This window comes from Mucilaginibacter sp. P2_A4 (assembly GCF_056405015.1).
Genome location: NZ_JBFUCX010000011.1, coordinates 268,945 through 284,291, shown reverse-complemented (window position 1 = coordinate 284,291; position 15,347 = coordinate 268,945). Strand labels below are relative to the sequence as shown.

The window sequence follows — 15,347 nt, the reverse complement described above, 5'->3', positions numbered from 1 at the left end:
CGATAATTAATGTTAAAACCCGAAGTTTATGCAAACCAAAGGATATAAAAATAAGCCTTATTTAAAAACAAAGGGCTTGTCTACTTATCATATCGAATTATTTAGCCAAATACTGCTCGATAAAACATCTAGGAAAATTGGAATAGAATACGGTTATACGTCGCAATCGCACTCTGTGATGGATCATTGCCGTAGAGTAATGCATAAATTGATGGCGCTTGAAGGATTATCGCGCGCCGATCATTACGAACAGCTAAAATACCCACGCAAATATTTATACTGGTGGAAGGATTTATGGGGCAACCACAAAGATAAATTGTATGAATTAGCAATAGAGGCGAAATTTTACTCAGAAAATAATCGTGATTTAACAGCCTAATGCGTGGGGGTATCTCAAAACTACACAATATCACATCATCCCGGCAGAACCGTTGTATACTATCTGGCAAATCATTAATTTGTTAATATATACTACGCCAGACACTTCCCATCCCTAGCGCAGATCCACAACAGATCCTGCAGCGAATAGCTACTATTATATTTCCTGATGTTATTAGCAATAACAATTTGAGTGCCGACGAATTTAAGTGAGTTAAAACTGGTTAAACAAATCGGCTTGTTTCAAAATGATGGTTACAATCACTTTATAAATCAAATTATATGAAAACACAGTACTTATATCTATTATACTTTGTACTAAAAGTTACAGACCAGATTTTGGTGAACGCCTGTTTCATCCTGGCTTTTAAATTTGTTAATAAACCATTTGAGGATTATCTGATCTATTTGCTTTTATGTAACTATTTATGGGTTTTAGCGACTTCATTATCAGGTGTTTATAAAGCTGCTATATCACAGAAGCATATAAGGATTTACACGGGATCAATTAAGGCTTTTATTTTATTCGTATTTTTTTTTACGTCGCTCATCTTAGTTCCAAAAGATTCTATAAGTGTATTAAAGGTTACAATAGTTTACTACAACTTCATATTTGCAGGGCTCATTCTGAGCCGTTTTCTAGGAACATTATTTGAGTTTTATTTTAAACGTTTCTTCAACATAAATAAGTCTGTGGCGGTGATAGGTAACGATAGTATGAGTTTGAAGTTGGCGACATTTTTTGAAAATGCTGAAAATAATTTTTCCTTTAAAGGCTTTTTAAACAAAGGTGATGGAACCATCGAGCCTGAAGAGAATTCAAGTGATGAGGTGGTTGAAGAATACATAAGGAACGCGTCGGCAAGCGGAATAAACGAAGTATATCTCACGATGCCAATTGATAAACTGGCCGATGCCAATTACTTGCTAAAGATGGCCGAAAAGCATTGCGTTCGGTTGAAATTTGTGCCTGATTGGGATACCTATTTTAAATCGTCCTGTAAAGTAAATTATATGGATGACTTTCCAATTTTGAGTTTAAGAAAGGAGCCGTTGGAAGAAATGGAAAACCGATTTGCAAAAAGGCTTTTTGATATAATTTTCAGCTCATTGGTGATCGTATTTATTCTAAGCTGGCTTTATCCAATATTAGGGTTAATAATTAAACTGCAAAGCCCCGGTCCTATACTATATAAACAATTACGCACTGGTAAAGATAATCAACCTTTCATTTGCTATAAATTCAGGAGTATGAGGATCCAGGATGAGACAAAGTTTGTGCAAGCCACCAAAAATGATTCAAGAACTACGCCAATTGGCAAATTTATCCGCAGAACCAGTGTAGACGAAATTCCGCAATTTATAAATGTGTTGTTAGGTGATATGAGCGTTATCGGCCCCCGACCCCATATCCTGTCAATGACAGAACAATATGGCCAATTAATTAATCAATATATGGTTCGTCATTTTTTAAAATCGGGTATAACCGGATGGGCTCAGGTTAATGGTTTTAGAGGGGAAACAAAAAATGACGAGTTAATGGAGAAACGCGTTGAGCATGATATCTGGTATTTAGAAAACTGGTCGTTAAAACTGGATGTTAAAATAATTTTCCTAACCATCTATAACATATTTAAAGGCGAGAAAAACGCATACTAAGTGTTTCCCAATTATTTTAAAAGCTTACGCTAACCTGTTTTTACATTGTATATAATATGGCAATTCATACCTTTAAATTTTATGCTTTATTTATAGTTGGCTGCTGTATCATACGCCTGGAATCAAAGGCGCAAGCAAGCTTTAATACTAATGGAAGCAGTAATACCGCCATACCAATTGCTGTACCGTTTTTAACAATATCTCCCGATGCCCGTTCTGGCGCGATGGGAGATGCTGGGGTGGCTATAGCTCCTGATGCAAATGCCACTTACTGGAATGCAGCGAAACTCCCGTTTTTGCAAAACAATTCATCTTTTAGCCTTTCATATTCACCATGGTTAAGGAAGCTTGTTTCAGATATCAATCTTGCTTATTTAAGCTACGCAAATAAATTAGATGATAGAAATAGCATCGGCTTTTCAATCAGATATTTTAATTTAGGCAGGATCGATTTAATTGATGATAATCTTGTATCACAGGGTACTTATCACCCAAATGAATATTCAATTGACGGATCTTTCGCTCGCAAATTTGGTGAAGAATTGTCGTTAGGTCTTACTTTACGGTATATACATTCTGGGCTTTACAGAGGCTTTAGCTCAAATAGCCCAGGGTCAAACAGTGTTAATGCTGTTGCTACAGATATATCCCTGTTTAACAATCATAATACCGAGCAATTTGGCAAAGATGCTACTTTTGGCTTCGGGGTAAATATTTCTAATATAGGTACAAAAATAAATTACTCTGCTCAGGGGCCCCAGCTATTTTTACCGGCCAATTTAAGAATAGGATTTGCCAATACGCTGTTTTTAGATAATATCAATAAGGTGACACTTGCAATTGATTTGAATAAATTGCTTGTTCCAACGCCACCGATAAGAGATAGTACAAATAAAATAGTGAGGGGAAGGAATGATGACCGTTCAGTTGTTTCAGGCATATTCGGCTCATTTAGTGATGCTCCTGGCGGCTTTAAAGAAGAATTTCGGGAAATAAATTACTCAACCGGATTGGAATACTGGTACGACAACAAGTTTGCATTAAGAGCCGGATACTTTTACGAAAACCCTAACAAAGGAAACAGAAGTTATGTAACCCTTGGCCTGGGTTTGGTTACAAAAAACATCAATATTGACTTTTCATATCTAGCAGCCAGCCAAGACAAAAGCCCTCTTGCCAATACTTTGCGATTTAGTATCGGATACAGTTTTGGATCGGCCAGCGAGCCAAATTAGATGTTGATTTTATGAACTTTTAATATACAATCAAAAAATGCTTTTTATTTTTTACCCCTATTAATTATGAAGAAGCTTTCTGTTAATTTATTGCTTTTTTTTTTGCTATCAAGCATTCTTATTTCGGAGTTTATATCTACCTCAATTGATTTCAGCCAAGATGGACTTCATGCATTATTAAATGTTTTCTTACCGTTAATTTGGGGTATTTTATCGGCCATGTTTCTTGTGCCGGCATTTCTTTCCGTTAAAGAGGTCTATTTCCGCAAAATTGTAATTGTGCTTTGTATAGTTTCAAATTTGATTTTCGGAACATTATTAAAAACTAAATACTCTTCTCAGGAAAGTCCTGTAAAAGAAGATGTTTTATTAAATAACAAAGCCGTAAATGATTTTCATTTGGTATCAGATAGGCATATCAACGTTAACGGTGCCGGCGTAAAAGTTGACGTGATAAATGATTTTTCAAGTAATGACTATTTATTTTTTTCTCGTTTGAGTGATAAGGGTCGAAAAATACTAGGTAAAAAAAAGAACGCTAAGTTTAATATAAAGGATCATGGCCTGGTAACTATTCGTATTGAAAATAATAGTGATAAGGATTTAACTATAAATAAAGCTGTTTTTTTAAAAAATGACCTTTGGAAAATATGTAGAATAAATAATCTCAATGTTGATGAAAGTGCATTTCCAATTACAATCGGAGTAAATAATTTTGCAGAGATCACATTAAACTTTACTGCGGATATATTTGAAAAGCGGGCAAGGCGGGTGGGCTGGAATGCACTATTTAAATTACAGTGGAACTTATTGCGATATACAAAATCACTAAACTGCCAATCTGATTTATTAAGCAGCTGTATAACAGTTCGTAATGAACTAATCTTATACACCCAGGATAAAGTGTTTAAAAGACTGTATCTAAATGGCCTATGGCAATATAGGGCGGAGGGCGACTGGGAACCAGATTTGCAAAAAATACTTACAAATTTAAATTTTAAAACCAACGTCGGATTCAAATATTTCGATAACGGCTCCAACGGCGATGCAACCATTTCTAATTCGGATGAGATTGCTGCATCCTATTTTGAAAGAGTTAGTGATACTACAGGCGTTAAAATAATTCAGCTTGCTGCTTACCACGCGTTTAATTCACTCAAGGAAGATGATGCGTTGAAGTTTTTTTATAAAGGAGATAAAACAGCAATAACACTATTCAATAACGAGCCAGGTGCTGCACAGTTGTTATTACCTAGAATGCTTGTTAAACCATCTGTAAATTTTATCTCTTTTTATCCGCAAAAAAAATTCGGCTTTATAATGGGCTCATCAAGTACAGACCGTATGAAAAATTATAAAAACAAAATCGGTGTTCGTGTTTGGAAAGCCATTAATTTAAAAGGTGAGGAGCTAAAAAATAGTTATATCATAGCCTGCGACTTTATTGGGCAACCTAGAACCAATTATGATTACCAGGATAATGTTTATTTGGTAGCTAACGTAAGACCATTTGGTTACGAACAAAAGAAGCTGATAATAATCGATAAAAAAAATGTTGACATAGCCAGCGTAAAAAAATAACCTCTTTTTAGCTTTTATACAAATTTCAGACGACTATCTGCCGTCATATTGCTTGGGTAAGTTTTTATACTCTGCCACAGGAAAATAGCCGCAATACAAGATTTCTTCTTTTATGGTATCGCATACTATCCTTTTAAAATGCATACCATTTGCAAACTGCACACTTGAAATTCACGCTAATATTATCTTAATAATTACAAATTAAAAAAACATGAAACAAAATCAAACTCTATTACATGCTTCAGGAAGAAGCGGGTTATTTAACATCCCCACAATAAGAAAATGCATCGTTTGTGCAATCTTTCTTAGTTCCTCTATCTTTTTATTTACCGGTTGCAAAAAAAGTTCGGTCGATGATGTAAGTTATTATGGATACGGAAAGCTAACTGTTGACTGCGAAAAGAAATGTCATGTTACGTTCGGCGCAGATGATAAGCTAAATGATTTTGATGTTGAGGGAACAATGGCCACGTATGTTTTTAGGTATCAATCCAAATATGATTTAGATATCAAAGTTACACCAGTAGAAGATCAAAACATAACGCTGAATGTTTACAGCAGGGAGCAAAGACAAATATTTCATAACACAGCAAAAAGAACAGGCGCTGAGGTATGGCGAAGTATCATCTTAGTGCCGTAATATTCTTATTTTGAGGGAGAAAGACTATCAAATTACAGCATCAACTTCACAAAATTTATACATAATAGCACAATTTTGAATAACTTAATAGTAAGTTTTCTTTTTATCGTAAATAATTTATAGATTTGATATAGATCAATTACACCAAGCGAGTTAAACCTTTATTCTTTTTTTTTATTAACTCCTACAACATATATAAATATTTATCGTATAAGATTTAAATGAAATTTGTTTTTCATAATTGGTACAAATGTGAGAGTTATGTGCCTGAATCAGAGGGTGTATTTCAATACATCCTCTTTATTTTTTTATAATAAATTATTTTCCTACTACTCTTGATATACGACATAAGCTCGTCGTTGGTTTTCTCATTTCCATTTTTTTTTTAAATTAGATTTCTCTCATAAAAGGCTTATTTAAAAGTAAGCTTTGATTCAAGCCTCTTGCCACAACATTTTTAAGTAACCAAAAGGTTGCACAAAAAAGTAACGTCCAAATAATATCACTTTAGTTTAATAAACCATCAACATTAATCAAATAATTAGCAAATGAAAACAGAGCATCTAAGAGTAGACTGGGTCGATTATGCCAAGGGTTTAGGAATTATCCTTGTTGTACTGGGGCATGCTTTAGTGGGTATAAAAGAAGCCCATATACCAACAAATCTATTTGTGATTAATTCCCTATTTACATTTATTTATAGTTTTCATATGTCTTTGTTTTTTGCTTTGTCCGGATTCTTTTTCGAGAAAAGCTTAGATAAACATCGCGAGAAGAAATTTTTGATAAATAAACTGCAGACTATTCTTTATCCATTTGTAATTTGGTCAATAATACAAACCGCTTTTGAGGTTGCTTTTTCCAGCCAGACAAACGCGAAATTGCCAGTTCAGGCATTGTACACATGTTTGTTTATTCCTCGTTCTGTTTATTGGTTTTTGTTTGCCCTGTTTTTTATTAATGTTGTTAACGTACTTATCTATAAAGTTTCAAGAAAATACGGCTTATTGATCTCCTGCTCAATTTGGCTTTTAATTTATGTATTTAAGCCTCATTTTGGATCATTTGATAAAACATTCTATAATTTGATCTATTTTAACTTTGGTATTTTACTGGCCAGGAACATGACATATTTGAAGTTTGTACTTGAAAACAAACTGTGTATTATTTTAACTTTTCTCCTCTTTGTTGGCGCTGAATTTTTATATTTCAGATACGGAAGATGGACATGGTTTAACACATTAGATACCCAGGTTTTGGGCACCTTACTTGTGATACAATTATCTTTTTATGCCGTAAAAACCAGGTCAAAAACAGTAATTAATTTCCTCGGTGAAAACTCAATGATTATATTTTTGTCGCACGTACTTTTTACGGCCGGTTTCAGGATATTTTTACAGAAAATTTTACATGTTGACAATGCTATAGTGCACATTGTGTTTAATACGTTAGTTGGCTTATGTTTCCCATTAGGATTAAAATACCTGTCGATTCATCAACCTAAATTTGGATGGCTGTTTCAATACAATAAATCATCGCGGCAAGCTACTGCTAAAGAGGTCGCCATTCAATAAATCTAATCCCCTAACTTGATAATTTGTATAGCTGCAAACTGACGTTTAATTCTCACTAAGGAATATGGTACACGCTTGATTGTTTTACCATCATCAAAATTACTTGCCCGAATTAACTGTTATTTTAAATAACACAAAAACGGCAACCAATAGCAGATATCAGGCTATTGGTTGCCGTTTTTTGTTTCTTCATAAATTAAACATGACGAAAGCCGGCATTTTTCTTCTTTAGTAAAGCAGGGGATGATGCAAAAAGGTAATAAAGTTATTTAATAAGCGAAAGGATATTATTCAACTAATAGTTTTGAGCTTAAAACTCCTGTTTGAGACTCTGCAGTTATAATATAAACTCCTTTACCCAAACTGCTATTTAATTTAATTAGTGTATTAGCAGCACCAGTTTCATCAGTAACAAATGTCTGTTTCTGCAACAGTCTACCAGACATGCTTGTAACAGATAATGTTACTTTTTCTGACTTTTGGAAATTATTAGCGTTTAAATAGAATGCAGCGCCATTATTGGGGTTAGGATAAACCGTAATTGTTCGTTGTTTTTCCGCCAGGCTGTCGGTAGCGTTAGCAGATAAGGCTGATGCGCCTGCGGTAGTTTTCACCTGGAATATCTCAACAGCAGCAATGCCCACCCGGTTGGCTGTAGGGTCAAATTTAATGCTTAAACTCCCATCTGCCACTGTTGTACTAAAATCCTTCACCAGCGCGGCACGGTAACCTACTTCGTTATAAATATCGAAATTGTTGAGCACCTGTTTGTTTTCCATCGCAATATGAAATACCCTCATACCAACTGCTGTCCAATAATTTTCTACAAAATGCATCCGTACCAGGTAATTGCCATTTGCGATAGGGATTTCATAACTTGTTTGTGCCAGTTCCGCATTGGCCGATAAGTATGTTTGATATAATAAATCTATATCTGTACCGGCTACACCGCTGGCTATAACCTGTTTATCCAGTTTTATAGACCCTTTTCTATAAGTAGCATCTGCCTCATAAGTATTTCCGCCAATCGTGACAGCAGCATCGGATCCTCCTTTTATTCTTTTCAAAGCAGTTACTGTAGATGTAGAGGTGTTGCCAATTCCATACAAAGGGATCCGCAGCGGCGACGTTCCGTTTTTGTAATTCACTAATAACGCCGCATTTTTTATACCTACGCTATTGGGGGTGAATTTTACAGTTATTGCGGTTGTGGCCTGTGTTGCCAACGATGTAGTTGCAAACGTTCCTGCCGAAAATTCACTGGCATTGGGCCCTACAATTTGTAAGCTTTGTAATGTTATTGCGCCATCAGTTGAGCTATCGGGATAATTTATTCCCGTATTCTTTAACGTAACACTAATAGATGAAGAGGTTCCTGTTAAAGATGGCGTAAAGTTAATAGCCGTATTCGGAAGCGCGGCCAGATCGGCATGATGTTTTGATCCCGATTCGGGCATAATGTTTTCAACGTAATATACATTGTCCTGGTAATCGTAATTGGTAAACTGTGTACCCAGGTAATCACAATCCAACAAATAGGCGTTTGGTATTACATTTCCGGCAGCATCTATTGCCTTTAAAATTCTCATACCTATAAGTCCATTAACGTTTTGGGTCCTATCTGATGAGGCACTGCCAGCTTTAAAACCGAATGAGCCGGTAATGGTGAAGGTTCCAACCGAAGGGATAGTATTACTACCGTAAATTCTGGGTACTACAGATTGACCATAAAGATTATTATGCGTAAAAACCATTTTGGTAGATGAAGATCCTTTAGTAAAATACCGAATAGCTTCTGTTGCTGCACAACACCCATGATAGGCCGCTAATTGACGGACCGTTACTGGTTTTGAGGGATCGGCCATTACAAAATAATCTGCTTTCACTTCACTTGAGCTCGGCACTATTGTTGTTCCATTTATATTGCCATCATCATGGGCATAACCCGTGGTTGTTCCTAAACCGAATGCTTGTATAATCTGCTGGGCATAAGGTTCATTTAAGCCTTCGCCTGCTATTTGCCAAATGCCGTGAAGCCCAACTTTCTTTACCGGTGCAATACTGTCATTGCTAACTATTGTTAATGTATCGCTAAAGATTTTGATCCTCGAAGCGGCATTTTTAGCTATAAACTTTACGGTTACATCTGTAAAAGCTTCAGAATTAACGCTAAAGGGTAACTTTGCAGTACTATCCGTATTAATTGCTGTAATCTTCCATGAGCCAGGATTAGACAGTTTCAAATTACTTACAGTAAGTTTTCCTGTTCCCTTATTATTGACTCTGAGTTTTATATTGTCATGATTTAAGTTATAGGGTGTAGTATCGGGACTCGTGCGCCTCCAGGGCGTTTGTATTAATGAAAAAACAAGCTGGTCATCACCAGGGAAGCCGTCGGGATTTTTCAAAACCATGTAAACGCCCGGTGTTTTTTGACCCGCGCTGCTAACTATGCTAAATTTATAAGCAGCAGTTATAAATTGATTATTATTTGCATCTGTAGCCTTTATAGTTATAGTGTAATTGCCGGCTGTATTTAAGGTAAATGGAGCCATGAAATTAACATAAGCTGCAGCATTGATTGAATACTGTACCTGAGCCAGGCCCGAGTTACCGTTATCAGTGGCTGTTATAAATACTTGTGCCTGATCAGTATAAACACCTGCGGATTGAGTTGAACCAACTAATCTTAAACTTGCAGTTGGCACAGCTGTATCTGTAACAGTGCCGGAATCAGCAATTGTTATAAAATTCATTTTACTGTTTATACCGCCGTTGGCATCAATAGTAAGCTTGCCATCTGAAACGGTTACCACGGCTATAGCAACTTTGTGTTTGGCGACTGAGCTGGTAATCAAATCGGAAATAACGGGCAAGCCCTCGGCATTTATTTGATGATCACTATCAAAATACCCTTCGTCGCCGGCACCAATTGTCACCCTGTATTTGCCGTTAGGTACTGCATATTCCCATGTGCCGGGCAACTGGTCTTTGTCTGAGGCCTGCATTTGAACAAGGCCAAGCAATTGTTTGGCGCTCGTACCCGTACGTATACGCATATTTGCAGTCATTGATTGTGCTGCTTTTGTTGTTGGATTTACCCAGCCATAACCCCTGGTTGAACTGTAGGCTAAACCATTATCGGCCAGGTAGCCAGCAGGTGCTGTGGAGGTTGACGGTAAAAATGCAATGTTTATTGTTGTAAAAGCCGGACGCGTATTGGTCTTAGCAAAGGACAATCCTGTCATTAAATTGATTATCAGGATTATATGTGCAAATTTAATGAAGGGCTTTAATGTATACGCAGCTTTGGCATAACAAACCCAAGTGATTTTTCTCATAATTGATAGGTATATTAATATCAATCAGAACCGGCGCAGAAAGCAACAAATTCTTCTATTAAAGATAAGCCCTTTTACAACCCAAAGCAGATACACATTTATTGTTGTGCATACTTTGGGAAATTGTGTATACCAAAAGTTAATATTGCGATATTAAATCAATTTACAGTTAACAACTGACAGGCGAATAGGTGCGATGCCAGCAATATTAGGGTTCGACAGCTGCAGTGGCCTGTATTACTATGGAAGGTTTTTTTCTCGACTTTATAAATGATTTCCCGATAGCAATGGCTGGTTTTTCAATTAAATAATAGCACAGGAGTGCTGAAATTATTGAAAAGAGCATAAATAACAGTATGTAATTAAGTGATGATATATGCGGAAATATGTTCCTTATATATTTCATTGCACCAAACCCTACAACAGGGTGAAGTAAATAAAGAGAATAACTAATGGCGCCCAAAAAGGCGAATGCCTTATTGCTCCATTTGTAGTGAAAAAACAGGGCAAAGAAAGCTGCCGCGGTAATATAAGATGAAAAATATTTATACCATTTTTCATCATAGCCATAATCTTTGTTATAAGCCAAGAAACAAATTGGTAACAATGTTACCACAAATACTGCTACATGCTTTAAAATATAGCTACGCGTAAAAATCTCATCATTGTTGCTAAGCTTCCTGGCCATTAAACCTAAAAACATTACATTGAGCGAAACAGGAACAGCAACCGGTAATTTTAGCCCGGTGAAATATCGTACTACGGATAAAAGAACAGCAACCACCAGGAAAAGGTAAAAGCCTTTAACAATTGTTTTGGCATTGTACAGCAACCCTTTGTAAAACAAATAAGCACAAATAACATAAAATATCAGTTCAATTTGTAGAGTCCAATAACCAACATTTAAATCGGCTACGCCTACAAATCTTTGAAACATGGTAATGTTTGTGAGTAATACCAGTAATGAAGGTACGCCAACAAAAATAACTGATAATATTATTGAAACCCAATAAGCAGGGTATAAACGAAAAAAACGCGTAATAGCAAACTCATCTAAGGTTCTGTTATTTAAACTGTAGGGTATTACATAACCACTCACAAAAAAAAACACAACAACTCCAATTTTACCCCAGTTTAAAAAGTCATTAATGATTAATCCAGGAATGCCATCCAAACTGAAAAATGAATCATGTGGATACAATCGTCTCGATTTGTTAAACAAATGAACAACCACAACAGCTACAGCGGCTAAGCCGCGAAGCGAATCAACCCATTGAAGTCTATTTACCGGTGTCTTTGTCATGTTATTATTTTTTGTAATCATTAATCAACGATTGATAACGTGTGTATACTTCCTTTTTTGTATAATCAGGATTTGCATCTTGTTTCATAACCAGCCCATAATTAGCTTCGTTAGGAGACCGTTGACCTGATGCCGACTGATCAAACAACTCGTATATGAAAAAGCCTTTGATGATGTTTTGTGAGATAATGGATTTTATACTTTGACTTATATAATCGGCTTGCTTGGTATAGTCGCCATTTTTGGTTCCTCTGTAATAATTGAATTCGGTGATCCAAATATCTTTATTAAACTTATCACTAACAGATTTTAATAAATTGCCGGATACAAAAGGCGTATGAACGTTTGTAATATCACCGCCACCCATGTTTGAATACCAGTGGTAGCCAATAATATCATAGTTCACATTATTTTGCTTTAACAACTCCAGGTAGTAGAAGTGAACCCAACCAAAAGAAATGCTTACTTTAATATCCGGACTTACAGATTTTAACCCATCAATAAAGCCTTTAAGTTTGGCCATAACATTCGGTATTTTCTGATCATTATAATCAGATGCTTTTATGCCATTTCCTGATGCTATTACTTTATTGTCTTCCTCATTGCCTACTTCCAGCCATGGAAATTTGTTGCCATATTTTAATCCAAAGGTTTTGCCCTGATTATAACATTGTGTGTATATCTGGCCGGCATCCAAACCAGATAACCCGGTGATGATGAGCACGGGGAACATGCTAATTGAATTTGAGTTTAGCTTGCTATTAAGTTCTTGAAATGAATATTCATTTTTGGGTAAGCCTTGGGTATCAAGCATTACATCAACACGATATGTATTTAAATTTAATTCCTTTAAAAAAGATATCTGTTTATCCCAGGTTGTTTTGTTGTAGTCGGATTGGGTAAGCGGATGACCATTTACTCCCCAACGAAAAGAATTATTGGATATTTGGGCTATTCCACTTGTTGATAAAAATATAAGCAAGTACGAACATATTATAGCCTTTGTTAATAGCATACCGTAGAAACTATATTTTGCTGATTACATTATTGATGCAGCTTAGCTAATATATGCTTTTAAGAAAGCTTAATATGGGAACCAGGTTTAGATGGTAAAAAAGTGTGGAATAGTGTGTAATGCCATGATAGGTTATTAAAGTAAGTTCGAACTGGCATCACAGAATCCGGGTAAATTCCAAATAAAATATCGGACATAAAAAAAGAGTGCTTTTACACACTCTTCTTTTTAAATGCAAAAAAGCTAATTTTTAGTTTACAAATAGGTCTTGTGCCGAAAGTTTATATGCCCATTTAACGTATGGAATAGTCCACTTAACAAAGCCAAAGTTACCTTCAATTGCAACCCGGTCTGGTTGGTCTATAAGTTCATAAAACTGCAAAGACTTCACTTGTGAATTTGCCTTACATTTTTTTATAAACGATCCGGTAAAGTCGCTTTGTATTTGTTCAAAATTCGCTATCTTTTTATAACGCTGGCCAACTTCCGTAAACCAAATTGGTTGGGTAAATAGGCTTGAAAGCTTTTGGGTGATATCTGGAATGCCCTTACTTTTGGCAGCGCCTTCCATATCAGAATACCAGTGGTAGGCAATGATGTTGAACTTTACACCATATGATTGTAGCATCTGCAAAAATGTATAATGAACCCAACCTGCATCTACCATGGTTTGTGCTGTTGGTTGTTTTGATTTTATACCATCATCCATGCCCTTTAAATAGGCAGCCAATATTTTAAAATCTTTTGCATTATAATCTGTAGTAAGATTTCCATTACTTGCCGCCTTAATTACACGATTATCAAGCTCATTACCTAGTTCGTAATATTTAAAATATTTTGAGTTTTTTGCGGCAATGTTAGTTCCTAATGTTTTCCCGGCTGTGTATGATTGACTTTCTGTTTTCTTAAAATCTAAAGTTCTGGTGTTAATCATCGGCAAAATTGTTATACCGGCAGCACTGGCAGCTGCATAAAGCTCATCAAATGGTGTCCATGACGGAATTGAACCATCAGCATTGAAAACAATATCCTGACGATAAACTTTCATCCCCATTTTTTTCATCATTGCTATTTGCTGAGCCACCGATACGGATAAATAGGCTTTAATACTTAATGAATGGCCATTAACACCCAGCATTAAGCCTGATGTTGAAGGGGCAGACGATAATGTTGATGCCTTAGCCAAAACAATGTATTGGCAGCTTACATTTAATGCCGGCGAAGCCATATTGGCGCCAAGTGTAACGGTTCCTGCGTCAAATGTTTTGCTGTATATTTCTAAAGAAGAAACGTTGTCTGTAACGGGAATTTCAGTATTTGTTTTTGTCCAGTCGCTGAGCCAGTCTGGTATGATAGTTGCACGTGAATCGTAAGCTACGTAAACGGTAGCTGAAGTTGTTAATGTAAAACTGAGGCTGGAAGTTTTGTTGGTTTTATCATCGCAAGCAGTTTTAATCAAGGTAGCTCCTGATAAAACAGAAGGAACAGAAGTGATTTTATAAGTTCTGTCGGTGTAATAAACGGCGTTTGCAGCTACCGTTTGTGTTAGATAGGGTTTTGACGTTCCTGATTTGACATTTGTAACGAGGGCCGAGGATGTTGCTGCAAAGCTCATGTACGATGCAGCGTCGATCGTCGAAGGGCTTTCCGGGACTGGAGCGGGCGTAATATTATTTTCTTTATTACATGAAAAAAGTGTCAATAATAAGGAGCTCGCGATGATAGTTTTTTTAAAAAGCTTCATTTGAGTTGTTTTAATAGGGTTATTTAAAAGTTAATAAAAATGCATTTGTGGAAACTTAACGTTAAAAAATGTTAAAAAGTTGTATTAAATCGATTGATAATTTGAAATTATATCAAAAAACAATCATTTTAAAACAATAGGTTGTAGGCTAAAACTATTTGTATATAAGCGGTTTATCGCTTTTTGAGGAGTGATTTTTCCTTAACGAAAAAAAACGACATTTTTTTCGTTAAGGAATCAAAACCACTTTAAATTGAACGTTATTATCAGTATTGTTACAATATAATATTCTTGTTTTTTATCCAGATTAATCTTTGTTGTTCCAATGAATATCAGTTATTTTTTAATGGTATTAGATATTCTAAGAATAAGTACTATACATTTATAAGTTATCCCCTTAAGGCTGCTTTATCTCTTTATTATTGATAAACCTTTATTCGGCTCAACCTAATTTTTATGACAGCATTTTCTTTTGAAACCTCAAAACGCTATATGGCGCAAAAGTGATATTTTTTTTTATCAAAAATGTTAGTTGGGTGTGAAACGATAAAAAGTTGTAAAAAAGTATGAACTTATTGAGAGTCAACTTTTTAGTATAATTATTGGCTGCGAATTGATAGATAGATAACAACATTCGCAAAATCTGCCAATGAGTACGTCTATACGATAGTGATACGCAAATATCCTATCGCAAGTTTTTGCTTTGAAAGGTTTCTCAAATATGGAAAAGCAAAATTAAAGGCTTATGTGATTTGGCCATTTTAAGAGAGAAGCCATTTTCATTTAGAAAGAAAACATATAAAAATTTGATCTCGTTGAGTTACATGACATTAATCTACATCTCAAAAAAGGAGGGATGTTAAAATAATTAAAGATT

At 35.5% G+C, this 15,347-nt stretch carries 10 protein-coding genes; 6 read left to right on the top strand and 4 right to left on the bottom strand.

The genetic code is table 11. The annotated features are described in order from the left end of the window. Positions 1-28 precede the first annotated feature (28 nt). The 6 genes from AC1DYB_RS20755 to AC1DYB_RS20730 all read left to right on the top strand — a co-directional run bounded on the left by AC1DYB_RS20755 (position 29) and on the right by AC1DYB_RS20730 (position 7,067). Positions 29-379 carry a hypothetical protein gene (locus AC1DYB_RS20755; RefSeq protein WP_295718820.1) on the top strand — a complete coding sequence of 117 codons (351 nt, stop codon included), beginning with the start codon at positions 29-31 and terminating at the stop codon, positions 377-379. Between the two features lie 281 nt (positions 380-660). Continuing rightward, entirely contained in the window at positions 661-2,037 is a 1,377-nt protein-coding gene (locus tag AC1DYB_RS20750) for an undecaprenyl-phosphate glucose phosphotransferase (protein ID WP_477437652.1), read from the top strand. Between the two features lie 56 nt (positions 2,038-2,093). Then, entirely contained in the window at positions 2,094-3,272 is a 1,179-nt protein-coding gene (gene porV, locus AC1DYB_RS20745) for a type IX secretion system outer membrane channel protein PorV (protein WP_477397867.1), read from the top strand. Positions 3,273-3,338: 66 nt separating this feature from the next. Continuing rightward, positions 3,339-4,853, top strand: coding sequence for a hypothetical protein (locus AC1DYB_RS20740; protein WP_477437650.1), 1,515 nt, complete (start codon positions 3,339-3,341; stop codon positions 4,851-4,853). Positions 4,854-5,064: 211 nt separating this feature from the next. Further along, a complete protein-coding gene (locus tag AC1DYB_RS20735; protein WP_477437648.1) occupies positions 5,065-5,493 on the top strand; it encodes a hypothetical protein in 429 nt (142 codons plus the stop codon). Positions 5,494-6,041: 548 nt separating this feature from the next. Further along, positions 6,042-7,067 (top strand): acyltransferase family protein, encoded by a 1,026-nt coding sequence (locus AC1DYB_RS20730; RefSeq protein WP_477437646.1) that lies wholly within the window; start codon positions 6,042-6,044, stop codon positions 7,065-7,067. A gap of 287 nt (positions 7,068-7,354) precedes the next feature. Here the strand turns inward: AC1DYB_RS20730 and AC1DYB_RS20725 are convergent, their stop codons facing one another. From AC1DYB_RS20725 to AC1DYB_RS20710, 4 genes are all read right to left on the bottom strand, one after another. Further along, complete coding sequence (locus tag AC1DYB_RS20725) at positions 7,355-10,408, bottom strand: malectin domain-containing carbohydrate-binding protein (RefSeq protein ID WP_477437644.1); 3,054 nt, start codon at positions 10,406-10,408, stop codon at positions 7,355-7,357. A 208-nt stretch (positions 10,409-10,616) separates the two neighbouring features. Then, the gene (locus tag AC1DYB_RS20720; RefSeq protein WP_477437642.1) at positions 10,617-11,711 is read right to left on the bottom strand and encodes an acyltransferase family protein; all 1,095 of its coding nucleotides are present in this window, start codon (positions 11,709-11,711) and stop codon (positions 10,617-10,619) included. A gap of 4 nt (positions 11,712-11,715) precedes the next feature. After that, entirely contained in the window at positions 11,716-12,693 is a 978-nt protein-coding gene (locus AC1DYB_RS20715; protein ID WP_477437640.1) for a glycosyl hydrolase, read from the bottom strand. Between the two features lie 283 nt (positions 12,694-12,976). Continuing rightward, positions 12,977-14,470, bottom strand: coding sequence for a glycosyl hydrolase (locus tag AC1DYB_RS20710; protein ID WP_477437638.1), 1,494 nt, complete (start codon positions 14,468-14,470; stop codon positions 12,977-12,979). Positions 14,471-15,347: the final 877 nt, after the last annotated feature.